Genomic DNA, 24781 nt, shown 5'->3' with positions numbered 1-24781 from the left:
CGCCTACCAGGCGCCCCTGGGGAGTGGGGTGCCGGGGCAGGGGGTGGCGTACTGGGTGCCGCCTGGCTCGGCCCGGAGCCGTTACGTCGGGTAGGTCGTGGCGGGTTCTGGGCGGTGGACGCCTCGGGGGCGGTAGCCGAGGGTGTCGGAGAGGCCGAGGTAGTCGGCGAGCAGCCAGATGATGGCGAGCCACATCTCCGTGCCCTGCAGGCCGGGGGTGCGGGTGGGGCCGGTACCGGTGGTGAGGGCGAAGCTGAGGCCGGCGCCGTCCTGCCAGCCGCCCAGGGCGCGGTTCAGGTGGTCCCTGGCCCAGGACTCGCCCTCCGCGCGCCGGTGGCCCGTCTGGCGGCCGGTCAGCCAGAGCGGGTGGATGACGTCGAGGACGTTGCAGGCGTTGCCGGTGTCAGGGCCGAAGTAACGGGGATCGCGAGCGTGGGCGAGCACGGTGTCCACGGCCCGTTCGGGGTACGGCAGCGGCAGCCCGAACTGCGCGTACGTGCCGCGCGTGAGCCGGTAGAAGCCGTTGACCACGTGCAGCCGGCCCGCGTCGGAGTCCGGCTCGCCCCACATCCCGTGCGTCGGCCTGCACCGGGTGAGCAGCCAGCCGTACAGGGTCTCCAGCTGGGGGCCGGTCAGCCCGAAGTCGGTGAGGTTGCGGTGGAGGCCGGTGCCGATGGCGTCCACGACCGAGCCGGCCGTCCAGGCGCCGCGCGCCCAGTCGAGGCCGTCGAGCAGCGCGATGAGGTCGGCGGGCGGCAGCTCGGAGATGGCTCTGATGGGGTGGCGGAAGCGGATGCCGAGCAGGTCGAGCGCGTAGCCGACGGACAGGATGTGGTACGCGGTGACGCCCTCAAGCTCCAACCCGCCCTCACCGGCCGCTTCGCCGAGGGCCTCATGTCCACCGACGGCCCCAGCGTCAGCACCCTTCCCGCCGACGGCCCCCTTTCCGCTGGTGGTCGCCTCGGGGGAGCCGGGGGCGCCGATCTCTGGGACGAGGCCGGTGGCGGGGTCCTGGCGGTCTCGGAGGAAGGCGATGATCTCGTCGCGGCCGGGGGTGGGTGGCGGGCCGCCGAGCAGCAGGTCGGCGATCTCGACGGCGTCGGCCCAGGCTCGCACGGTGGGCTCGGCGCCGGGGCGGTCCACGTAGCGCTCGCCGGTCCAGCAGCGGGCCAGCACGTCGTGCGCCTGCTCCCTGGCCCGCTCAGCGAACGCGACCAACCGCCCTTCCAGGTCACGCGGATCAACGGACCGTCCCTGCCGGTCGGTCGGTGTGGCAGGGCGCGGGGGTTGGTTGCGGGGGGTGCGGCGGTCGCGGATCGCGCGGGCCGGGTTGCCGGCGACCATGGCCCAGGCCGGTACGTCCTTCGTGACGACCGAGCCGGCGCCGATGACGGCGTGGTCGCCGATCGTGACGCCGTCGAGGACGACGACGTTGGAGCCGATCCACACGTCGTCGCCGATGCGGATGCCCTCGCTGGTGATGGGCTGGCGGAAGACCTCACGGTCGGGGGCGGTGCCGTGGTTGAAGCCGAGCAAGGAGGTGTGGGCGCCGATCCGTACGGCGTCGCCCAGCGCGATCGTGCCCCGGACGACGGCGTACGGGTTGACGGTGCAGTCGCGGCCCATGGAGACGTCGCCGGTCACGTACGCGTGCGCGGCGAGGTAGCAGAAGTCCCCCATGCGCAGCCGTTCGGTGTGCACGGCGGCCAGCGGCGAGATGTACACCTTGCCCGCCGCCTCCAGCCCGATCTCCGAGCGCAGCCCGGCGACGTGGGCCTCCTGGGCGCGGCGGTCGTCGTCGGTGGCGTGGTCCCAGTAGAGCCACGGACGGAAGTCGAACGTCATGTCATTCCTCTCAGGGGCGCACCGGGGTCAGCGTCATCGACCAGCTGTAGGGGCGGACCTTCAGCCGGTACCGCTCGGGCAGCGCGGGCCCGCACGACGCGCTGCCGATGCCCTGCTGGCCGTGGTCGAGGTTGAGCCACACGCGACCGGAGTCGGTGAGGTCGTGCGGGTGGCGGGCGGCCCGCAGTGCCTCGCTGGTCCAGCGGCGGGCGGTGAAGTTCACGTGCGGCTCGCCGTCCACGCGCAGGGTGGGCAGTCCGTCGCCGTTCACCTCCAGCCAGCGGGTCTCGACGTGGTTGCCGTTCTCCTGGGGGACGACGTACGGGGTCTGCAGCGCCTCGATGGAGCTGCGGAACCGGCCGACGCGGGCGGCGGCGCGGCTGTCGGCGTACGACTCGCCCGGCCCGAGCCCGAACCAGGTGACGTCGGTGTAGCCGCCGGGCAGCGCGAACCTGGTGCCCATGCGAGGCGGCGTCACCGTCAGGTGGCCGTAGGCGGTGTCGTCCCAGTCGCCCACGGGGTCGGCGTCGATCCGCAGGTGGAGGATGCCGTCGTCGAGCAGCCGATAGGTGTACGCGGTACGGAAGCCCAGGGTGCGGGTGGCGGGACCGCTGCGGCCGTGGACGACGAGGGTGCGTTCGTCGGGACGTTCCAAGGTGGCGGTGCGGTGCAGGAACCTGTCGACGCCGACGGCCTCCCAGTCGGCGGCCAGCGCGTTGGCGCCGCCCAGGCCGTGGTCGTTCTCGATGGGAGCGCGCCACACGTCGAGGACGGGCCCGTCCAGCTCGACGTCGCCGAGCCGGGCCAGCCGCCCGGTCCTGCCGTCGAACACCGCCGCCCCCAACCGCACCTCCCCCGCGCGCCCGCCGGCGCCCGGCACCGCATCAGGGGCGGGGCTCAGAACAGGGCTCAGAACAGGGCTCGGGGCAGGGCGCCGGCGGGTGGTGGTGCCCAGGTGGGTCTGGGTGAAGGCGATCACGTGGCCGGCCGGTGCCCAGCGGGTCTCCTCGGCCAGGACCGCCTCCACCGTGAGCCAGGTCTCGCCGTCCCCGCCGGCCTCGGCCGAGGGCAGCGGGACCCGTACGGACGAGCGGGCCGGGCAGTGCGGCACGGAAAGCGTCCCGGAGGCGCCGCGCACCCCGTCGCTCTCCACGAACCACCGGAAGGCCAGGTGATCGAGCGCGGCGAAGTCGTACTTGCTGGTGACGACCAGCTCGCCGCCGGCGACCTCCATCGCCACCGGCTCGATGGCCTTGCTCAGTTCCAGCAAGCCCGGGGACGGCGTGCGGTCGGGGAAGAGCAGTCCGTCGAGGCAGAAGCGTTCGCCGTTGGGGCTGGCGTCGATGTCGCCGCCGTGCCGGTAGTAGCGGCGGCCGAGCGCGTCGCGCCCCGCCAAGCCGTGGTCGATCCACTCCCACACGAACGCGCCGCAGAACCGCTCGTACGACTCCAGGATCCGCTGGTAGTCCACCAGCGACCCGGGCCCGTTGCCCATGGCGTGCGCGTACTCGCAGAGCAGGAACGGCAGCTCGCGCCGCCGCACGTCGTCCGGCGAGCCCGGCTCGACGCCCGCGGGAGTCTCCTCCTTGCGCTGCCCGATGCGCTCCAGGGTGTCCTGGGCCGGATACATGAGGCTGTAGAAGTCGGAGTGCCGGTAGGAGGGGTCGCGCTCGTAGTGCAGCGGCCTGGTGGGGTCGCGCTCGCGGATCCACTCCTCGATGTCGCCGAACGTGGCGCCGCCGCCGCTCTCGTTGCCCAGCGACCAGATGATGACGCTGGGGTGGTTCTTGTCGCGCTCGACCATGCGCCGGGCCCGGTCGAGCAGGGCGTCGCGCCACATGGGCTCGGCGGGCGGGTTGCCCTCCCAGCCGGCGTAGATGAAGCCGTGCGTCTCGATGTCGCACTCGTCCACGACCCACAGGCCGTACTCGTCGCACAGCCGCAGGAACTCGGGGTGCGGCGGGTAGTGGGAGGTGCGGACGGCGTTGACGTTGTGCCGCTTCATCAGCTCGATGTCGCGGATCATGGCGGCGCGGTCGAGCGAGCGGCCGCGGTCGGGGTCGTGCTCGTGCCGGTTGACGCCGCGCATGAGGATGGGCCTGCCGTTGACGAGCAGCCGCCCGCCGGCGATCTCGACGGTCCTGAAGCCGACGGCGAGGTCGATGGTCTCACCGGCGGCGGTGAGCGTGCCGCGGTGGAGGCAGGGGTCCTCGGCGCTCCACGGGCGCACGCCCGGCACGGTGACCTGCTCGCCGGTGGGGATGGCGAGGCCGAGCGCGGGCAGCTCGACCAGTCCCGGGGCGTCGGCGGTGACGAGCAGGGTGCCGGCGCCGTCGCGGTAGGAGGCGTGCACGGTGAAGTCGTCGATGCCGCCTTCGGGCCGTGACAGCAGCTCGACGTCGCGGAAGATGCCCGGCAGCCACCACATGTCCTGGTCTTCGAGGTAGCTGCCGGACGACCAGCGGTGCACGCGGACGGCCAGCACGTTGCCGCGCTGGCGCAGCCGCCCGGTGACGTCGAACTCGAACGGCAGCCTGCTGCCCTTGGAGTGGCCGAGCAGCTCGCCGTTCAGCCAGACCGTGCCGCAGGAGTCGACGCCCTGGAAGCGCAGCACGTCCCGCGCCGCCGGCCAGCCGGCGGGCAGGTCGAAGCGCAGGCGGTAGTCGCCGGTGGGGTTGTCGTCCGGCAGGTACGGCGGGTCGATCGGGAACGGGTAGGCGGTGTTGGTGTAGAGGGGCCGGTCGTGGCCTTCCAGCACCCAGTGCGACGGCACCCTGATGCGTTCCCAGCCGCTGTCGTCGAGTGCGGGGTCGGGGAGGCCGGGGCCGGTGCCCGCGGCGGTGCCGGAGAGCAGGAAGCGCCACTGCCCGTTCAGTGAGAGCCTGGGGGCGTCGGAGACGAAGTCCGCCCGGGGTGCCCGCCGCCCGGTGCCTGGCCCTGGGTCCTCGTGGAAGTCGGCGTGGAAGTCGGCGATCACGTACGTCCCTCCGGAGGGGTGAGACAAAACGTTTTAACCCTAATATCCCGGCCCCGACGACACCAGACCTTCCGTGCATTGACATAAGGCCGTGAATAAATATATCATCTGGTAAATCGTTTTAAGATCATTGGGTAACTCCATGACGCCTTCACCCCCGAAGAGTCCGACCCACGTCCGCTTCGGCACCGCGTACTACTGGGAGTACCAGCGGGCCCCCGATCTGCGGCGCGACCTCGACCTCATGGCCCAGGCGAAGATCGACACGATCCGCGTCGGCGAGTCCGTCTGGTCCACCTGGGAGCCGCGCGACGGTGTCTTCGACCTCGGCTGGCTGACGCCCGTCCTCGACGGCGCGCACGAGCGCGGCATGAAGGTGCTGCTCGGCACCCCCACCTACGCCATCCCGCCGTGGTTGCAGCGCAAGCACCCCGAGCTGGCGATCGAGCGCGCCGACGGCCGCCGCGTGCTGTGGGGCGCGCGCCAGGAGATCGACTTCACCTCCCCCACCTTCCTGCGGTACGCCGAACGCGTCATCCGCCAGGTCGTCGGCCACCACGGCGGCCATCCCGCCGTGCTCGGCGTGCAGCTCGACAACGAGCCCGGCCTGCACCTGATCCACAACGAGCCGGTGTTCGAGCGGTTCAAGGCGTGGCTGGCCGACCGGTACGGCGACGCCGACCGGCTCAACGAGGAGTGGGGCCTGACGTACTGGTCGCACCGGATCGGCGGCTGGGACGAGCTGTGGCCGCCGGCCGGCAACACCACCCCCTCCTACGACCTGGCCTGGCGGCGCTTCCAGGCCGAGCTGACCACCGAGTTCATCGCCTGGCAGGCCGGTCTGGTGCGCGAGCTGGTGCCGGAGGATCGCGAGCTGACCACGTGCCTGGCCTACCAGCGGCCGGCGCTGCACGACGTCCAGCTCTCCGAGCACCTGACGGTCACCAGCGGCAACGCCTACTACCTGCCCCAGGACCACCTCGTCCTGGACCCCGGTGACGCGCCGATCGAGGTCACCTGGTTCAGCACCACCCCGGAGGGCCTGTTCCAGGCAGGCGACCGCATGTACGCCTCCCAGGGCCGCCGCTTCTGGGTGACCGAGACGAACGCCACGTCGATCGCCGGTTCCCAGCTCAACCTCACCCCGTACGACGGGCAGCTCCGCCAGGCGGCGTGGGCCCTGGTGGCGCGCGGGGCGGAGATGATCTCGTACTGGCACTGGCACACTCTGCCGTACGGCGCGGAGACGCACTGGGGCGGCATCCTCGGGCACGCGCTGGAGCCGGGCCGCGTCTACCGCGAGGTCGCGGCGCTCGGCGCGGAGCTGGAGCGGGCGGCCGGCGACGTGGCGGGGCTGACGCCGGACGCCGACGTCGGGTTCCTCTACTCGCACGAGAGCAAGTGGGCGCTGTCCTTCCAGCCGCCGCTCACGCTGGACGGGCGCAACCCGGACAAGGACGCCTACGAGCGGATCGTGGCCACGTTCTACCGGGGCGCGTCGGACGCGGGTCTGCAAGCCGCCTTCGTCCCGCCCGCATTGGTCAATCGTTTGCCCATCGTCGTGGCGCCCGCCTTCCACTGCCTGCCGGACGCCGTGGCCGAGGCGCTGACCTCGTACGTCGAGGGCGGCGGCCACCTCATCCTGACGTTCCTCACCGGGTACGCCGACGAGGAGGCGCAGGCCCGTACCGAGATCGCGCCCGGCCCGCTGCGCGACCTGGCCGGCGTGCGGTACCTGGAGTTCGCCACGCTGCCCGACCCGCTCCCCCTGCACGGGCTCGGCGTCCAGGACGTGGCCAGGCACTGGGCCGACGCGCTGGAGCCCGAGGGCGCCGAGGTGCTGGCCCGCTACGACCACCACCACTACGGCCGCTGGCCCGCCATCACCCGCAACCGCGCCGGCGCCGGCACCGTCACCTACGTCGGCACCCTCCCGGGCCGCGCCATGACCGCCGAACTGTTCCGCCAGGCGAGCGCGGGCCTGAGCCGGGCGAGCGCGGCTGGAGGACCGGCAAGCGCCGCTGGGGGCCGGGCGAGCGCGGGCCTCGGCGCGAAGCCGCTGGTGGTGGCGGGCGAGCCGCGGGTCACGGTCCGGTCGGCGGTCAACGCCCGGGGTGAGCGCCTGTGGTTCGTCCACAACTGGTCCCATCGCGCGAGCACCGTGACCCTCACCGCCCAGGCGACCGAGGTCACCGGCTCCCGCGACCCGCTGCCGCCGGGCCCGCTGCGCCTGGCGCCCTTCGACGTGCGAGTGGTGAGATGACCCGATTCAGACCTGACTGGGAGTCGTTGCGCACCCACCGGATCCCGGAGTGGTTCGGTGAGGCGAAGTTCGGCATCTGGTCGCACTGGGGCCCGCAGTCGGCAGGCCGCTCAGGCGACTGGTACGCCCGCCACCTCTACGGCATGCAGCCCTGGTCAGAGCCCTGGGAACACAAGAGGGCCACCAGGCAGCACGAACACCATCGCGCCCACTTCGGCGGGGGCGGCGCGAAGGACCTGTTCCCCCATTGGCGGGCCGAACGCTTCGACCCCGACGAGCTGATCGACCTCTACGTGACAAGCGGCGCCCGCTACTTCGTGGCGCTGGCCACCCACTGCGACAACTTCGACCTGTGGGACTCGAAGCTGCACGGCTGGAACGCCACCCGCGTCGGCCCCCGCCGCGACGTCGTGGGCGCCTGGGAGAGCGCCGCGCGGGCGGCCGGCCTGCCGTTCGGCATGAGCTTCCACCAGAACTGGACGTGGCGCTGGCTCGACGTGGCCCACGGCAAGGACCCGGAGACGGGCGAACCGTACGACGGGAGGCTGACCGCCGCCGACGGCGCCGGCACCTGGTGGGAGGGCCTCGACCCGGCGCAGCTCTATCCGGAGCGGCACGAGCCGGGCGCCAAGCCGCCGGTGAGGGTGGCGGAGCGCTTCTACGCCCGCGTCCGCGAGGCGCTCGACCGCTACCGCCCCGACCTGGTCTACCTGGACGACGGCCGGCTGCCGTTCGACGAGGGCAGCGTGGTGGAGTCGGAGCCGGTCAGCGCGGCGGGCCTGGAGCTGCTGGCCCACTACTACGACACGTGCCCGACCGGCGGCATCGTCACGATCAAGGACGTCCCGGACGCCGACCGCACGGCCGTGGTGCTCGACAGCGAGCGCCGCCAGCTCGACACCGCGCAGCCGTACCCGTGGCAGTTCGACACCAGCGACGGCGAGTGGTTCGACTGCGCGGACGACGACCCGATGTTCCACCCGCGCAAGAGCGCGCACCAGGTCATCCACACCCTGATCGACGTGGTGAGCAAGAACGGCTGCCTGCTGCTGAACGTGCCGCAGCGCGCCGACGGCACGGTGGACGAGCGGGCCCGCGAGCTGCTGGCCGGGGTGGGCGGGTGGCTGCGGGTGTGCGGCGAGGGCGTGTACGGCACCACGCCCTGGGTGCGCGCCGCCGAGGGCTCGACCGGGATGGGCGCGACCAAGGGCTACGAGGGCTACAACGAGGCCGACCGCGCCTACGGGCCCGGCGACATCCGCTTCACCCGGCGCGGCGAGACCGTCTACGCCACGCTGCTGGCCTGGCCCAAGGACAGGACGGCGGTCATCACCAGCCTGGGCACGTCCGCGGGCCTGCTGCGCCGCCGCCCGCAGCGGGTCGAGCTGCTGGGGCACGGCCCCGTCTCCTGGCGGCTCACCCCTGACGCGCTGCGCGCCGACCTGCCGCCCGTGCCGCCGACCACCGCCGCCTACATGTTGAAGATCACCTGAGGAGTGTCCCCGTTGCCGACGAACCTGCGAACGTGTGACCTGACCGACCCCCTCGGCATCGAGGCCACCCGTCCCGTCCTGAGCTGGCGGCTGACCGGCGCCGCCACGCAGACCGCCTACCACGTCCGCGTGGACGGCCTGTGGGACAGCGGCGAGGTCGAGTCCGCCGGCCAGCGCGTGGTGTACGGCGGCGCGCCGCTGGCGAGCAGGACCGCCGCGCGCTGGCAGGTCAGGACGCGCGACGAGGCCGGCCACTGGTCGGAGTGGAGCGAGCCGGCCCGTTTCGAGCTGGGCCTGCTGGAGCCGGGCGACTGGACGGCGTCCTGGATCACCCACCCCGACTGGTACGACGAGGGCGGCGACCCGCGCGCCGGCGAGGGCCGCCCGCTGCCGCTGCTGGCCGGCGAGTTCACCGCGTCGGGAGGGGTGACGCGGGCCCGCCTCTACGTCGCCGGGCTCGGCGTCTACGTGGCCTCGCTGAACGGCTCCCCGGTGACGGACGCCGTGCTGGAGCCGGCGTACACGGACTTCACCCGGCGGGTCGCGTACGCCGTGCACGACGTGACGGCGCTGCTGCGGGACGGGCGCAACGCGCTCGGGCTCGTGCTCGGCCCCGGCATCGCGCACGTGTTCCCGCACCAGGACCGCTACATGAAGTTCTACGGCTCGAAGGCGGCGCCGAAGGCGATCGCGCAGCTGGAGGTGCGCTACGCCGACGGCCGCGAGGAGCGGTTCCGCACGGACGCCGGCTGGCTCGCCGGCGAGGGCCCGACCACCCGCTCCCACTGGTACGGCGGCGAGGATCACGACGCCCGCCTGGAGCTGCCCGGCTGGGACGTCCCCGGCGCTGACCGCTCCGGCTGGCGGCCCGTGGTGGCACTCCCCGACGCGACCGGCACGCTGCGGGCGCGGGCCTGCCCGCCGATCCGGGTCACCGAGGAGCTGCCGGCGGTGGAGAAGCTGACGGCCACCGACGGCACGCCGGTCTTCGACGTGGGCACGGTGATCGCGGGCTGGGCGGAGCTGCGGCTCGACCTGCCGGCCGGGCGCTACCTGCGGCTGGTGCCGGGCGACCAGCTCGACGGGTTCGGCCGGGTGATCCAGTCGAAGCCGACGACCGGCGCGCCGATCTTCAACACGTACGTCACCAAGGAGGGCCCGCAGCGCTGGCGCCCGAGCTTCCGCTACGACGGCTTCCGCTACGTCGAGGTGCAGGGCCTGCCCGAGGAGGTGGGCCGCGAGGCGCTGGCGGGGCTGGTGCTGCGCGCGGACAACGACGTGATCGGCCGGTTCGAGACCTCCGACCCGCTGCTCGACGACATCCACCGGATCATCGACCGCGCGGTGCGCGGCAACATGTACAGCGTCCTGACCGACTGCCCGCACCGGGAGAAGCTGGGCTGGCTGGAGCAGACCCACCTGCTGTTCGACGTGGTGGCCTACAACTACGACGTGGCCGCGTACCTGCGTGAGCTGCTGGTCACCATCGCCGAGGCGCAGACGTCCGATGGCCTGGTGCCGGACATCGCGCCTGAGTACCTCGTCTTCGACGGTGCCTTCAGGGACGACCCGAACTGGGGCGGCGCGATGGTGCGCATCCCGTGGCAGATGTACCGCTGGTACGGCGACACCTCCGCGCTGGAGCGGCACTACGACGCGATGGCCCGCTACATCGGCTACCTGACGGGCAAGGCCGACGACGGCATCCTGCGGCACGGGCTGGGCGACTGGTTCGGCCTGGACGACACCACGCAGGTGCCGCTGGTGTCCACGTGGGGCTACTGGCGGGCGGCGGGCACGCTGGCGCGGGCGGCCGAGGTGCTGGGCCGCGACGACGACGCCAAGCGGTACAAGGCGCTGACGGATGCGATCTCGGCCGCGTTCACCGGCGCGTTCCTCAAGGACGGGCGGTTCGGCGGCGGCGGGCAGGCCTCGCAGGTGTTCGCGCTGGACATGGGCGTCGTCCCGGCCGAGCTGGTGCCGGGCGCGCTGGACGAGCTGAGCGCGGCCGTGCGGGCGGGCGAGATCACGGTCGGCGAGGTCGCGCTGCCCGCGCTCTACCAGGTGCTGACCAGGGCGGGCCGGCACGACGCGCTCTACGGGTTCGCCACCTCGACCAGCCACCCGAGCTACGGCTACCAGGTGCGCAACGGGGCCACCGCGCTCACCGAGGCGTGGGACGGCCCGACCCGCGGCCTGTCGCAGAACCACTACATGCTGGGCGCCATCGACGCGTGGTTCTACCGGGGGCTCGGCGGCATCGGGCAGGCGCCGGGCTCGGCCGGGTTCCGGAAGCTGCTGATCGCGCCGGCCGCACCCGGCGACCTGGCGTCCGTGACCGCCCGGACCGCGACCCCGTACGGAGAGGTCGGCGTGGCCTGGCAGCGGGCGGACGGCGCGTACGACCTGGAGGTCGAGGTGCCGCCGGGCTCGACGGCCGAGGTGCGGCTGCCCGATCTCGGCGCGGCGCGGGCGCCCGACGCCGCCCAGGCTGTCGGCGAGCGCGCCTGGGAGGTCCCGGCGGGCCGGTGGACGTTCGGGGCACGGCGATGACCGGATATGACGGAAGCCGGCTGCGCACCCCGTACAAGGCGGACCGGCTGCTCATCGGCCCGTCGGGCGTTCCGGGCGCGTTCGACGCGTTGTTCGTGGACTGCCCGTTCGTCTGCTCCGACGGCGGCGAGTACCTCATGACGTACGTCGGCTTCGACGGCACCGGCTACCAGACCGCGCTGAGCCGCTCGCGCGACCTCACGACGTGGACTCCGGGCGAGGTGGTGTTCCCCCGCGACCCCGATCACCCCTATCGCCGCTACAACTCCGCGCTCACCTCGATCGTGCGCGACAACAGGCTCGGCTCCGACGGGCAGGTCACCTGGCAGGACGGGCAGGCCGTGGGCACCTACCACGCCTACCCGGAGGCGGGCATGGAGTCGGGCGCGGCGATCATCGGGTTCGTGGTCAGCGACGACCTGCGCACCTGGAAGGACGCGGGGTCGGTGCTGCGGCCGCAGGACGGCGGGGCGTGGGAGCGGGGCGGCCTGTACAAGTCGTGGCTGCTCCGCCACGACGGCCTCTACTACTGCTTCTACAACGCCAAGAACCGCACCTATGACGGCTGGCGCGAGCAGATCGGCTACGCCGTCTCCCCCGACCTCCGGCGCTGGGAGCGCCCCAGCCCGCTGCCGGTGGTGCCGAACGGCGGCCAGGGCGCGTTCGACGAGCGCTTCGCCTCCGACCCGTGCGTGCTGCGCGACGGCGGCTGGTGGGTGATGTTCTACTTCGGGCTCTCCTTCGACGGGCACGCCCGCGAGGGGTACGCGGTCTCGCGCGACCTGCGGACCTGGGAGAAGGGCTCCGAGATCCTCGTGGACGTGGGCCCGCCCGGCAGCGTGGACGACACGTACGCGCACAAGCCCGCCGTCGTGGCCCATGACGGTCGCCTGCACCACTTCTACACGGCGGTGCGGCGGGCGGAGCCGTACCTGGTGGGCGAGCACCGCATGACCGAGCACAGGGGGGTCGGCGCGGCATGGGCATGAGCAGGCGCGCGGCGCTCAGGACGCTCGGCGCGGCCGGGCTCGCCGCGCTGACCGGCTGCACCGTGGTGGACGGCGGCCCGCCGCCGAACACGCAGGGCCTCAGCAAGAAGCCCGCCCCCGGCCGGCGCACGAACATCACCTTCTACAACCTGTTCGGCGGCGTGGACGGGCAGGGCTGGGTGGAGCTGGCCACCCGGTTCGAGTCGGTGCAGGACGAGATCGGAGTCGAGGTCGTCTACGCGCCCACGACCGGCCAGGGCGAGCAGCAGAAGCTGCTGGTCTCGATCGCCGCCGGCGACCCGCCCGACCTCGCGCAGGTGATCCCGTTTCAGGTGCCGCAGTGGGCCGAGCTGGGCATCATGACCGACCTCACCGACCTCGTCCACCAGGCCGGGCTGGGCGAGAAGGACTTCCTGCCGGCCGTCTGGCGCGGCATGCGGTGGGACGACCGGATCTGGCAGCTCCAGTGGGACGTCGACCCGAACTTCCCCTTCTACTGGAACAAGCAGCTGTTCGAGCAGTGCGGGCTCGACCCCGAGCGACCGCCGCGCACGATCTCCGAGGTGGACGAGTTCTCCCGGGCCATCAACCAGGTCGGCGGGGCGGGCGCCTCCCGCGTCGGGACCGTGCCGTGGCAGGTGGCCGGGTTCGCCAACGCCGCCTTCACCTGGGGGTTCGCCTTCGGCGGGGAGTTCGTGGACCCGGCGAGCGGCCAGGTGACGCCCGACGACGAGCACATCGTGGCCGCCGTCGAGTGGATGGCCCGCTACGCGAAGTCGCTGGGCGGCGCCGACCGGCTCAACGTCGCGCCACCGACCCTGCAGATGAACCCGTTCGGGTACGGGCACATGGGCATGGCCGCGCTCGGGCCGCGCAGCGTCAGCCAGATCCTGGAGGCGGTGCCGGACTTCTCGTACGGCTCCACGCTGCTGCCGTACCAGCCGCCCGGCGCCACGAAGCCGGGCACCGGCACGTGGATCGGCGGGTGGGGCGCGTTCATCCCGTCGGAGGCGCGCAACCCGGAGGCGGCGTGGGAGTTCCTGCGCTGGTTCGCCGCCACGCCGGAGGGCACCCAGGCCGAGTTCGACACCGTGAACTACCCGCCCGGCTACCTCGGCTCGCCCGCGCTGGAGAAGATGCGGGCCGACCCGATCCTGCGGCCCTCCTACGACGCGATGCTCGCCGCGACCAACATCAAGCCGTCGCTGCCGGAGACCAACTACTTCAGCCAGCAGCTGGAGATCCACGTGGCCCGCGCGGTGTACGGCGAGGTCTCCGCGCTGGAGGCGCTGCGGACGGTGAAGGAGAACACCCGCAGGGAGGCCGCCCGCTTCAAGAACCAGATGGGGCTGTAGGACCATGCGCAGAAACGTCCTGTGGGGGCTGGTGTTCACCTCTCCCGCGATCATCGGGTTGCTCTGGTTCACCGCCTATCCGGTGCTGGCCTCCCTGTACTACAGCTTCACGTCGTACACGATGGTCAACCCGCCCGAGTGGATCGGCCTGGCCAACTACGGCGACCTGCTGACCGACCAGGTGTGGTGGTCGTCGCTGTGGAACACGCTGGTCATCGTGCTGTGGTCGGTGCCGCTCGGCATCGTCGTGGCGCTCGGCCTCGCGCTGCTGCTGAACCTCGGCGTCGGCGGGCAGCCGGTCTACCGGACCGTGTTCTACCTGCCGACGATCGTGCCCGCGGTGGCCTCGGCGGTGCTCTGGATGTACATCTTCGATCCGCAGTACGGCCTGCTGAACGACGCCCTGGCCAAGGTCGGCGTCACCGGCCCCGGCTGGCTGTCCGACCCCGGCTGGGCCAAGCCGGCGCTGATCGTGATGAGCGCGTGGGGCGTCGGCAACCTCATGGTCATCATGCTCGCCGGGCTCCAGGACGTGCCGGCCGCGCTCACCGAGCAGGCCGCCACCGACGGCGCGGGCCTGCTCGCCAGGTTCCGGCACGTCACGCTGCCCTACCTCAGCCCGCACATGCTGTTCGCGCTGGTCACGGGGCTGATCGGCGGGTTCCAGTTCTTCACGCCGGTGTACGTCATGACGGGCGGCACCGGCAACCCGGCGGGCTCGACCCTGGTGTCGGGCCTGTACCTGTACCAGAACGCGTTCCAATACTTCAAGGTCGGCTACGCGTCGGCGATCGCGTGGGTGCTCTTCGCGATCGTCGCCGCCCTCACCGTCGCCACGTTCCGGCTGGTGGGCCGCCGCGTCTACTACGGAGGCCGATGATGTACCCGCGGCTGCTCCAGGGGATGGCCAAGCACGCCGTCCTGATCACGCTGAGCATCGTGTTCCTGCTGCCGTTCGTGTGGATGGTGACGGCCTCGCTGAAGACGGTGGACGTGCTCAACGCCTTCCCCGTCGTCTGGTTCCCCGACAAGATCACGTTCTCGAACTACCTGGACGGCCTGCAGGTCTTCCCGTTCGTGCGCTACTTCGTCAACACCATGGTCGTCTGCGCGTTCTCGATGGTGGGGGCGGTGCTGTCGAGCTCGTTCATCGCGTACGGGCTGGCCTGCATCGAGTGGCCGGGCCGCAACGTCGTCTTCGGCGCGCTGCTGGCGACCATGATGATCCCGTTCTACGTGACGATGGTGCCGCTGTTCTCGCTGTTCCGCGAGATGGGGTGGACGAACACGTACCTGCCGCTGATCGTGCCGCACTTCTTCGGCGGGCCGCTGTTCGTCTTCCTGCTGCGCCAGTTCTTCCGCGGCATCCCCCGCGACCTGCTCGACGCCGCCCGCGTGGACGGCGCCGGCGAGCTGCGCATCTACGCGCGGATCGTGCTGCCGCTGGCCAAGCCGGCGCTGGCGGCGGTCGCGCTGTTCCAGTTCCTCGCGGCCTGGGGCGACCTGCTCGGGCCGCTGATCTACCTGTCCGACTCCGACATGTACACGCTCTCGCTGGGCCTGACCTACTACTCGACCCAGTACTCCACCCAGTTCGGGCCGCTGATGGCGGCGAGCACGGTCATCCTCATCCCGGTCATCGTGCTGTTCTTCCTGGCCCAGCGCACCTTCATCCAGGGCATCACGCTCACCGGCGTGAAGGGCTGAACCCCCCGCTTCGATCCGGAGGACATCGATGCAGCACTCCCGCAGGACGTTCCTGGGCGCCGCGCTCGGCGGCTTGGTCATCGCGCCGGCCCTGGCCGGGCCCACTGAGGCGGCCACTGAGGCGGGCACCGCGTGGAGCCGGGTGCCCGCCATCAGGCGGCGCATCAGGCCGCCGCGCTTCCCCGCCCGCACGTTCCCCATCACCCGGTACGGCGCCACCGGCGACGGCGTCACCCCGTGCACCGAGGCGTTTCGCCGGACCGTCGAGGCGTGCGCGGCGGCGGGCGGCGGCCGGGTGCTGGTGCCGGCGGGGACGTACCTGACCGGCGCGATCCACCTGGCCGACGACGTCGAGCTGCACCTGGAGGCGGGCGCCACCATCCGCTTCAGCCGCGACCCGGCCGACTACCTGCCCGTCGTGGCCACCCGGTACGAGGGCGTCGAGCTGATGAACTACTCCCCGTTCATCTACGCCCACGGCCGTACCAACGTCGCCATCACCGGCTCGGGCGTGATCGACGGCCAGGCCGACGCCACGCACTGGTGGGACTGGCCGAACGACCCGCCGCCCTCCGAGGGCCCGGACAAGCGGCTGCTGGCGCAACTGGCGGAGGAGGGCGTGCCGGTCGCCGAGCGGGTCTTCGGCGAGGGCCACTACCTGCGGCCCAACCTCATCCAGCTCTACCGCTGCCGCAACGTGCTCATCGAGGGCGTGACGGTCAAGGACTCCCCAATGTGGAACATCCATCCCGTCCTGTGCAGGAACGTCACGATCAGGGGCGTCACCGTGGACAGCCCGCGCGGCCCCAACAACGACGGCTGCGACCCCGAGTCCTGCGTGGACGTGCTCATCGAGAACTGCACGTTCGACACCGGCGACGACTGCGTGGCGCTCAAGGCGGGCAAGAACGCCGACGGCCGCCGGGTGAACGAGCCCTGCCTCAACGTCCTCGTCACCGGCTGCGTCATGCGCGACGGCAACGGCGGCGTGACCGTCGGCAGCGAGACGACCGGCGGGGTGCGCTGGGTGTTCGCCTGGAACTGCGAGATGAGCAGCCCCCACCTGGAACGCGCGATCCGCATCAAGACCAACCCCGAGCGCGGCGGCTACGTCAGGGACGTGCACGTCAAGGACGTCAAGGTCGGGCAGGCCGCCGACGCGGTCATCGAGGTCGCGCTCAACTACGAGAACAAGCACACCGGCCCCTACTTCCCCGACGTCGGCGGCATCGAGATCACCCGGCTGCGGGCCGGGACCGCACCCAGGGCCTTCAACCTCATCGGCAACCCCGGCAACCCGATCAGGGGTGTGAAAGTGAGCACCAGCGTGTTCGAGAACATGACCGAGGCCGACGTGGTGACCGACGTGACCGGGTTCGAGCTGCGTAACGTCCGGGTCAACGGACACAGGGTGTGACCTTTACCCAACCTCTGCGTCACCACCGCCGTCCAACCAGGCATGAGCAGTCCACTGATCGACGGGGACCCGCAGCGGCTCGGCGGCTACTGGCTGGCCGGCCGGCTCGGCGAGGGCGGCCAGGGAGTCGTCTACGAGGGCTATGACCAGGACGGCACGCGGGTCGCCGTCAAGGTGCTGCGCGGTGACCCGGCCGGGGCGCCGCGGCTGCGCGAGCGGCTGGCCAAGGAGGCCGCCGCCGCGCGGCGGGTCGCCCCGTTCTGTACCGCCCGGGTGCTGGGCGCCGACCTCGACGGGCCCAGGCCGTACATCGTCAGCGCGTACGTGGAGGGGCCCAGCCTGCGGGATGCCGGGCGGACGTTCGGCGGTGACGACCTGCACCGCCTGGCCACCGCGATCGCCACGGCGCTCACCGCGGTGCACGACGCCGGTGTCGTGCACCGCGACCTCAAGCCGGGCAACGTGCTGCTCGGGCCCGACGGGCCGCGGGTCATCGACTTCGGCGTGGCCCGTACGCGGGAGATGACGCTCAGCTCCACCGGCGACGTGACCGGCACGCCCGGCTACCTCGCGCCCGAGGTCCTCTCCGGCCTGCGCGCCGGCCCCGCCGCCGACGTCTTCGCCTGGGCCGCCGTCGTCCTGTACGCCGCCACCGGCGAGGACCCGTTCACCGGCGACTCGGTGGGCGCGATCATGCACCGGGTCCTGACCCACGACCCGGACCTGTCGGTGCTGCCCGCCTCCCTGCACCGCCCGGTCAAGGCCGCCCTGTCCAAGGACCCTGACCTCCGGCCGTCCTCCCGCGACCTCCTGCTCTCCCTCCTGACCGGCACCGACCCCGCCGCCCACGTCCTCGTGAGAAGCACCGCCGATCGCGGTCGCCGTGGCCAGGCCACCGTCGCCGGACCAGGCGCCATCGACACGGCGCAGTTGCTCGCCCTCGGGGCCGGTGACGGGGGCCGGATCGGGGCCGCGTTCGGCGCGAAGGCCGACCCCGCGCTCGGGGTGATCGCCGAGGACGCCTATGCGTCGCTCTCACCCGAGGACCGGCTGCTCGTGCCCGAGTTGTTCCTGCGGCTGGTGACCGTGACCGACGCGGGCGAGCTGGCGCTGCGCGCGCCCCGCAGGTCGGAGCTGTCCGACGGGACGGACCGGGTGCTGAGGGCGTTCACGTACCTGGTGTCCTGCGGCGACCCCGTACGCCTGCTGCGCCCCGCGCTCCCGCTCGCCTGGCCCCGGCTGCGCGAGTGGATCGAGGCCGACCGCGACGGCCTGGCCGTGCACCGCCGCATCACCGTGGCGACCGGCCGCTGGCAGGAGCACGGCCGCAGGGACGCCGACCTGTTCCACGGCAGCACCCTGGACGACGCGCTGCGCTGGGCCGCCGCCGACCGCAAGCACCTCACGCTCACCCCGGTGGAGCGCGACTTCCTGGCCTCCTCCGCCACCCTCACCCGCCGTCGCTCCCGTCGCATCAGGCTCCTGACCGTCGGCCTGGCCGCCCTGCTCGCCCTCGCCGTCGGGGCGGGCGGCCTGGCCTGGCGGCAGAGCGCCACCCTGGCCGGGCAGCGCGACGCCGCCGACTCGGCGAGGCTGGCCGCCGCCTCGGACGCCGTACGGGGCCGCGACCCGGTGCTCGGCATGCTGCTCGCCGCCGCCTCAGGCAAGCTCTCCCCCACCGCCGAGGCCAGGTCGAGCCTGCTGGCCGCCGCGTCCGACCCGGCCACCACCTCCTTCCGCGACCCGGCGACGGGCCCGGACGTCGTCCGCACCCTGACCGCCGACGGCCGCTCCCTGATCAGCGTCACCCCGGACGAGGTGACGGTCTGGGACGTCGCCACCGGCCACCGCACGAGGAACTTCACCGCCCCCATCACCACCCTGCCCGGCTCCGGCGCGGAGGCAGGAGTCCGGAGCGTCGCCCAAACCGGAACCCCCCAAGGCGGGAGGTTGCGGGAGGTGGCGGTCAGCCCCGACGGGACGGTGGTGGCGGTGGCCGACGACTCCGGGATCGGGATCTGGGAGGTGGCCACCGGGCGGCCGGTCGGGCGGCGGATCGCGGCGCCCGGCGCCGTGGACGTGTCGGTGGCGTTCAGCGGGGACCGGCTGCTGGTGACGATCGGGCAGGGGACGCAGGTCCACGACTGGCGCACCGGGACGACGACCCCGCTGCCCGCGCTGCGGCGGCCGGCCGTGCACCCCCACGGCGGGTACGCGGTCGCCGGCCCCGACCGCTACCTGCTGCCGTCGGGCAGGCGCCGCCCCGGCTATCCGGGCGTCTGCGCCGACTGCGACAGCGCCGCCGCGTTCAGCCCCGACGGCACGCGGGTGGCGATCAGCGACGACGACGGCCTGACCGTGTACGACACCCGCACCCGCGAGGAGCTGGCCGTCCTGCACGGCTGGGAGGACCACGCGATCCCGGTGTTCAGCCAGGACGGCGAACTGGTCGCGGGCGTCGGCGCGAAGATCACGGTGTGGCGGCCGGGCGCCGACGAGCCGCTGCTGCTGGAGCGCCGCCCGCCCGATCCGGTGACGGCCGCCGCATTCGGCCCCGACGGCCTGCGCTACCTCAGCGACGACACGGTGGTGACGCTCGTGCCCGCCCCGCCGTCCGACGAGCCTATGGACACCGTACGGCTGAGCGGCGACGGCCGCACGGTCGCCATGCACGCGCTCGGCAGCACCGAGATCACCCTGAACGGCCGCCGCCGCGAGACCGGCGCCTTCGACGACTACGACAGCGAACTGGCGTTCAGCCCCGACGACCGGCTGCTGGCCGTCCGGCGCGGCGACCACGTCACGGTCCGCGACGTCGCCTCCTGGCGGGAGCTGGCCGCGCTCACCCCGAGGTTCGCCGACGAGAGCGAGGCGGCGTCGGTGCTGCCCACCTCAAAGGGCCTGTGGACGGCGGGCGAGCGGACGTTCACGCTATGGGGGCTGCCCGGCGGGCGGCGGCTCAAGCAGGTGCCGCGGCCGGAACGGCTGCTCGGCTGGACGGCCACCGCCGACGGCCGGCTCGTCGGCCTCGACACGGTCCGCCGGCGGCTGGTGGATCTGGAGACGGACACGCCGTTCGGCGCCCGGCTGCCGCTGCCGGGGAGGGCCGACGACGTGTGGTTCGGCGCCCGGCTCGACCTGGTCGCGGTGAACTTCGCCGGCAAGGTCGGCGTCTGGGACACCGCGACGGGCGCGCAGCTGGGCGGCTGGATGCGGGTGGAGGGCGCGCCGTGGGACGCGGCGCTCTCGCCGGACGGACGGCTGTTCGCCTACGCCTCCCAGGACAACACGCTCAGTCTGTGGGACGTCCGCCAGGGACGGCGGATCGGCCCGCCGGTCGGGCTCACCGGCAGCGCCCGATCGGTCGCCTTCACCGCCGGCGCCGCCGAGGTGCTGGCCGTCGGCAGGGGCGGCCGCCTGACCCGCCTGCCGACCACGGTCGAGGCGCTGACCGAGACCGTCTGCATCCGGGCCGGCCGCACCCTGACGGCCGCCGAGTGGCACCGCCACCTGCCGGAGCGCGCGTACGAACCGGTCTGCCCGCCCGTCGCCCGCTGACCCGCGCGTCAGACCCGGGTCGGGGTGGCGGCGGGGAGACCGTCGCCGGACGGCCCCCGGCCCAGGAGCAGCGTCCCGAGCCACATGACCGCCATGCCGACGGCGGCCAGCGCCGTCGCCTTGCCCTCCTGGAGGGTGGCGGCGCCCAGCAGGATCACCCCGCCGGCGGTGACGGCGGCGCTGACCGGGGTGACGCGGCGCAGCACGGCGAGCACGGCCGCCAGCGCGAGCACCGCGCCGAAGAACAGCTGCGCCCCCGGCGTGTAGACGACCAGCTCGACCCCCGGATAGCCGCGCGCCTGCGTCAGCAGCGCCCGCAGCCCGGCCCCGTCGGACGCGACGAACCCGGCGTGCAGGTCGATGACGAGCTGCGTCAGGTTGGCCGCCACGCCGAACAGCGCGACCCCGGTCGCCGCCTCCACCACCACCCGGCGGCCGCCGGAGACCGGCTGGGCGAGGCCCCGCATGGCCAGCGTCATCAGCCCGAACATCACGAAGCCGCCGAACCAGGCGAGGTGCGCCGCCGTCCACCACAGCCCCGGCTGCGCGTCGCCGTGAACGGGACGCAGAAGGAACCAGCCGGCGAGCAGGGCGGCGGGGCCGGCGGTGAAGGAGATCTGGGCCAGGCGGCTTGCGGGGTTCATACGGGCCACAATGCCCGCTGCCGCCCGGCCGGATCATCGGTGATCGCCCCTGATTCATCCCTGAGGACACCAGGGGCGCCGGGTCAGGTGAAGTAGCGCAGCCAGACGTACAGCCAGGCGAGCGCGGTGCTCAGCACGGTGACGACGATGCCGTACCGGGTGAACTGCCAGAAGGTGATCTTGTGGCCGTTGCGCGCGGCGATGCCGAGGGCGACCACGTTCGGACTGGCCGCGACCGCGGTGCCGTTGCCGCCGAAGTCGGCACCGAGCGCGAACGCCCACCACAGCGCCTGACCGGTCTGCGGGTCGGGCGCGGCGTCGACGACGCCTTCGACGATGGGGGCGGTCGTGGCGACGTACGGGATGTTGTCGAAGAACGCGCCGAGCGCGCTGGAGCCGAACAGCAGCGCCGTCGCGGCGACCAGGTAGTTGTCGCCCAGGGCGTCCAGCGCCCAGGTGCCGATGGCCGCGATCACACCGGTGTGCACGAGCCCCGCCACCATGACGAAGAGCCCCGTGAAGAACACCAGCGTCGGCCACTCGACCTCGCGCAGCACCTCGTCGACGTTCGCACGGGACACCAGCAGCATCACGCCGGCGCCGACGAGCGCCACGATCGAGGGCTCGACGTGCACCACCGCGTGCAGCCCGAACCCCGTCACCACCGCGGCCAGCACGATCAGGCAGCGCACCAGCAGCCGCATGTCGGTGATCGCCCGCCGCTCCTGCAGCGCCATCACCTCGGCGACGTGCTCGGCGTTGTACTGGAACGACTTGCGGAACAGCACCCGCGTGAACAGCACGAACACCGCGAAGATGACCACCACGATCGGCGCCATGTGCACGAGGAAGTCGTTGAACGTCAGCCCCGCGCGGCTGCCGATGATGATGTTGGGCGGGTCGCCGATGAGCGTGGCCGCGCCACCGATGTTGGACGCCAGCACCTCGGCGATCAGGTACGGCTGCGCCGCGATCCGCAGCCGGTTGCACACCACGATCGTGACCGGCGCCACCAGCATGATGGTGGTGACGTTGTCGAGGAACGGCGAGGCGACGGCGGTGATGCCCATGAGCATGACCATCAGCCGGTACGGCCGCCCTTTCGAGCGTTTGGCCGCCCAGATGGCCAGGTAATCGAAGACGCCCGTCTGCTTGATGATGCCGACGATGATCATCATCCCGAGCAGCAGGAAGATGACGTTCCAGTCGATGCCCTCGTGCTCGGAGAAGAACACCTCGGCACCGGGGATCAGGCCGAGCACGGCCATCAGACCCGCGGCGATGAGTACGACTTTGACCTTGTTGGCCTTCTCCGTGGCGATGAAGAAGAACGCCACGATGAAGATGGCCAGTGCGAGTATCGCGCTCATCCGCTCTGCCCCGGCGGGCCGGCCTGCCCGTCGGCGGAGAGCCCGCGTTCAACGGGCACGTAACGACACAGCAGCCGTCCGGGGCATGACGGCAGCGCAAAGTGAAGGGCGAACACGGCGATGACCTTTCGCGATAGAGGAGCCGCCGCGGCGGTGCCGGCGGCCCGCGCCCGAAAGGTCGGGGCGTGGCCGCGCGGCACACGCCCGGCGGGCCTGGTTCTGTCAGTCGTCGGGGGCCAGGGCCAGACTGGTGAGCAGCCGTTCGAGGGTGATGGCGCCGGCGAGCACGCCGTCCCGGCCGACGACGGCGACGATCGGGCTGCGCAGCCGCGCCATCAGCGCGGCCACCTCCAGCAGCGTCGCCTCCATGCGGACGGTCGCCGGGGTGACCGGGTGCCGGGGCAGGCAGTCACCGACCGTCCGCTCGCCCAGTTCCCCCCAGAACACGTCGGCGTGGGCCTCGTCGATCGTCCGGCACAGCGCCGGATCCTCCTGGTACGCCCCCGGCACCGCCAGCCGCAGCACCTGCGTCCCCGGCAGGACGCTGGCGGGCCGCCCGCGCCCGTCCACCACGATCAGGCCGGGCATGCGGCCCAGGGCCATGAGGCGGACCGCCTTGGTGACGGGGTCGTCGGCGGTGACGGTCGGCAAACTCACGGCGATATCGCTGGCATGCATGGCATCCGCTATCTCTCCAATCCGGCTCTGCTCAAGTCTCGCGGCGGAGAGGGGTCGCGAACCATCGGGTCCGTCACCCATCTCCGCGGGGATACAACATGTAGGCGTGGGCACGGGATGAGAGTCAGCCCGGATGGACAACGACGCCCTCGGACGAAGAGGCTGATGACCATGGACGACCGTGTGGCCGGCGGGGCGGCGCAGCGGGCGGTGCACCTGCCGCGCACTCCAGCTCAGGCGCTGTTCCGGCGGCTGGTGCTGATCAACGGGCTGGTCTTCACGATAGGCACGCTGGTGCTGGCGTTCTCCCCCGCCACCATCTCCGCACCGATCGTGCTGGCCGAGGTGCCGGTGCTGCTGATCGGGCTGGCCGTGATGCTGGGGGCGAACGCGCTGCTGCTGCGCCGCAGCCTGGCGCCGCTCGACGCGCTGACGGCCCTCATGCAGCGGGTCGACCTGCTGCGCACCGGTGACCGCCTGTCCGACGGAGGCAACAGCGACCTGACGTACCTCATCGGGACGTTCAACTCGATGCTCGACCGGCTGGAGGCCGAGCGCAGCGCGAGCAGCGCCCACGCCCTCGCGGCGCAGGAGGGCGAGCGGCGGCGCATCGCCCGCGAGTTGCACGACGAGATCGGCCAGAGCCTGACCGTGGTGCTGCTCGGGCTGAAGCGGGTGGTGGACCGCGCGCCCGGCGATCTGCGGGAGGAGCTGCACGGCGTGCAGGAGACCGTACGCGCGAGCCTCGACGAGGTCCGCCAGGTCGCCCGTCGGCTGCGGCCCGGCGTCCTGGAGGACCTCGGGCTGCACAGCGCGCTCAACGCCCTCGCCGCGGACGTGTCGCAGATGAGCGGCGTGAAGGTGCTGCGCTCCGTCCAGCCCGACCTGCCGCCGCTCGGCTCCGACGTCGAGCTGGTGCTGTACCGGATCGCGCAGGAGAGCCTGACCAACATCGCCAGGCACGCCCACGCCGAGCACGCCGAGCTGTCGCTGCAGGCCGAGGACGGCCGGCTCGTGCTGCGGATCGCCGACGACGGGCAGGGCGGCGCGCGCCAGGACGGCTCCGGGATCCGCGGCATGCGCGAGCGCGCCCTGCTGATCGGCGCCCGGCTGAGCGTCGACTCCCCGCCAGGCGTGGGCACGTGCGTACGCCTGGACATCCCGGATCCCGCGAATCGGAGCGCAACCTCGTGAACAAGACCCGGATCCTGCTGGCCGACGACCACGCCCTCGTACGGCGGGGGCTGCGCCTGATCCTCGACGCCGAGCCCGACCTCGAGGTGGTCGCCGAGGCCGCCGACGGCGCCGAGGCGGTGGCGGCGGCCGACGAGAGCGAGGTGGACCTCGCCATCCTCGACATCGCGATGCCCCGCATGACCGGGCTGCAGGCGGCCAGGGAGATCTCCCGCCGGGCGCCCGGCATCCGCATCCTGATCCTGTCGATGTACGACAACGAGCAGTACTTCTTCGAGTCGCTCAAGGTCGGGGCGTCCGGCTACGTGCTCAAGTCCGTCGCCGACCAGGACCTGCTGGAGGCGTGCCGGGCCACCATGCGGGGCGAGCCGTTCCTCTACCCGGGGGCGATCACCGCGCTCATCCGCGACTACCTGCAGCGCGACCGGGAGGGCGAGCGCATCCCCGAGAGCATCCTGACGCCGCGGGAGGAGGAGATCGTCAAGCTGATCGCGGAGGGCAACTCCGCCAAGGAGATCGCGGAGACGCTGGTCATCAGCGTGAAGACGGTCGATCGGCACCGGGCGAACATCCTGCAGAAGCTCGGCATGCGCGACCGCCTCGAACTCACCCGCTACGCCATCCGCGCGGGCCTCGTCGAACCCTGACCGGCGCTTCCCGCACGGGCCTCGTCGAACCCTGACCGGCGCTTCCCGCACGGGCCTCGTCGAACCCTGACCAGCGGTTCCCGCACGGGCC

The 24781-nt window shown here is 72.5% G+C and carries 16 protein-coding genes; 11 read left to right on the top strand and 5 right to left on the bottom strand.

Annotation, left to right across the window (positions count from 1 at the left end; all coding sequences use genetic code 11):
* Positions 1-81: 81 nt before the first annotated feature.
* Both AB0K18_RS40950 and AB0K18_RS40945 read right to left on the bottom strand, forming a co-directional pair.
* Positions 82-1845: an acyltransferase gene (locus tag AB0K18_RS40950; protein ID WP_364926044.1), complete on the bottom strand. Its 1764-nt coding sequence runs from the start codon at positions 1843-1845 to the stop codon at positions 82-84.
* A gap of 10 nt (positions 1846-1855) precedes the next feature.
* Positions 1856-4822 carry a glycoside hydrolase family 2 TIM barrel-domain containing protein gene (locus tag AB0K18_RS40945; RefSeq protein WP_364926043.1) on the bottom strand — a complete coding sequence of 989 codons (2967 nt, stop codon included), beginning with the start codon at positions 4820-4822 and terminating at the stop codon, positions 1856-1858.
* Between the two features lie 142 nt (positions 4823-4964).
* Here AB0K18_RS40945 and AB0K18_RS40940 point away from each other — a divergent pair, with 142 nt between their 5' ends.
* From AB0K18_RS40940 to AB0K18_RS40900, 9 genes are read left to right on the top strand one after another with little or no spacing between them, the layout of a single operon-like run.
* On the top strand, positions 4965-7085 hold the full coding sequence (locus tag AB0K18_RS40940; protein ID WP_364926041.1) for a beta-galactosidase: 2121 nt from the start codon (positions 4965-4967) through the stop codon (positions 7083-7085).
* Positions 7082-8578, top strand: a complete 1497-nt coding sequence (locus tag AB0K18_RS40935) for an alpha-L-fucosidase (protein ID WP_364926039.1) — start codon at positions 7082-7084, stop codon at positions 8576-8578. The genes AB0K18_RS40940 and AB0K18_RS40935 overlap by 4 nt, the downstream gene beginning before the upstream one ends.
* Before the next feature lie 12 nt (positions 8579-8590).
* Entirely contained in the window at positions 8591-11131 is a 2541-nt protein-coding gene (locus AB0K18_RS40930; protein WP_364926037.1) for a family 78 glycoside hydrolase catalytic domain, read from the top strand.
* A complete protein-coding gene (locus AB0K18_RS40925; protein WP_364926035.1) occupies positions 11128-12120 on the top strand; it encodes a hypothetical protein in 993 nt (330 codons plus the stop codon). Before AB0K18_RS40930 ends, AB0K18_RS40925 begins: the two co-directional genes overlap by 4 nt.
* Positions 12111-13475, top strand: coding sequence for an extracellular solute-binding protein (locus tag AB0K18_RS40920; protein ID WP_364926033.1), 1365 nt, complete (start codon positions 12111-12113; stop codon positions 13473-13475). Before AB0K18_RS40925 ends, AB0K18_RS40920 begins: the two co-directional genes overlap by 10 nt.
* Positions 13476-13479: 4 nt before the next feature.
* Positions 13480-14355 carry a sugar ABC transporter permease gene (locus AB0K18_RS40915; protein WP_364926032.1) on the top strand — a complete coding sequence of 292 codons (876 nt, stop codon included), beginning with the start codon at positions 13480-13482 and terminating at the stop codon, positions 14353-14355.
* Complete coding sequence (locus tag AB0K18_RS40910) at positions 14352-15182, top strand: carbohydrate ABC transporter permease (protein WP_355418947.1); 831 nt, start codon at positions 14352-14354, stop codon at positions 15180-15182. Before AB0K18_RS40915 ends, AB0K18_RS40910 begins: the two co-directional genes overlap by 4 nt.
* Positions 15183-15210: 28 nt before the next feature.
* Positions 15211-16599, top strand: coding sequence for a glycoside hydrolase family 28 protein (locus AB0K18_RS40905; protein WP_364926029.1), 1389 nt, complete (start codon positions 15211-15213; stop codon positions 16597-16599).
* Positions 16600-16641: 42 nt separating this feature from the next.
* Positions 16642-20157: a serine/threonine-protein kinase gene (locus AB0K18_RS40900; RefSeq protein ID WP_364926028.1), complete on the top strand. Its 3516-nt coding sequence runs from the start codon at positions 16642-16644 to the stop codon at positions 20155-20157.
* Positions 20158-20165: 8 nt separating this feature from the next.
* Here AB0K18_RS40900 and AB0K18_RS40895 read toward each other — a convergent pair whose 3' ends face one another.
* The 3 genes from AB0K18_RS40895 to AB0K18_RS40885 all read right to left on the bottom strand — a co-directional run bounded on the left by AB0K18_RS40895 (position 20166) and on the right by AB0K18_RS40885 (position 22828).
* Positions 20166-20801 (bottom strand): hypothetical protein, encoded by a 636-nt coding sequence (locus AB0K18_RS40895; RefSeq protein WP_364926026.1) that lies wholly within the window; start codon positions 20799-20801, stop codon positions 20166-20168.
* An 83-nt stretch (positions 20802-20884) separates the two neighbouring features.
* Positions 20885-22171, bottom strand: a complete 1287-nt coding sequence (locus AB0K18_RS40890) for an ArsB/NhaD family transporter (protein ID WP_364926024.1) — start codon at positions 22169-22171, stop codon at positions 20885-20887.
* A 222-nt stretch (positions 22172-22393) separates the two neighbouring features.
* Positions 22394-22828 carry a CBS domain-containing protein gene (locus AB0K18_RS40885; RefSeq protein WP_364926022.1) on the bottom strand — a complete coding sequence of 145 codons (435 nt, stop codon included), beginning with the start codon at positions 22826-22828 and terminating at the stop codon, positions 22394-22396.
* Positions 22829-23020: 192 nt separating this feature from the next.
* Here AB0K18_RS40885 and AB0K18_RS40880 point away from each other — a divergent pair, with 192 nt between their 5' ends.
* Positions 23021-24043, top strand: a complete 1023-nt coding sequence (locus AB0K18_RS40880; protein WP_364926020.1) for a histidine kinase — start codon at positions 23021-23023, stop codon at positions 24041-24043.
* Positions 24040-24690, top strand: a complete 651-nt coding sequence (locus AB0K18_RS40875; protein WP_364926018.1) for a response regulator transcription factor — start codon at positions 24040-24042, stop codon at positions 24688-24690. Before AB0K18_RS40880 ends, AB0K18_RS40875 begins: the two co-directional genes overlap by 4 nt.
* Positions 24691-24781: the final 91 nt, after the last annotated feature.

The organism is Nonomuraea sp. NPDC049421 (assembly GCF_040677005.1).
GTDB lineage: Bacteria > Actinomycetota > Actinomycetes > Streptosporangiales > Streptosporangiaceae > Nonomuraea > Nonomuraea salmonea.
Note: the sequence above shows the minus strand (reverse complement) of the source record. Positions and strands in the feature narration are given on the sequence as shown.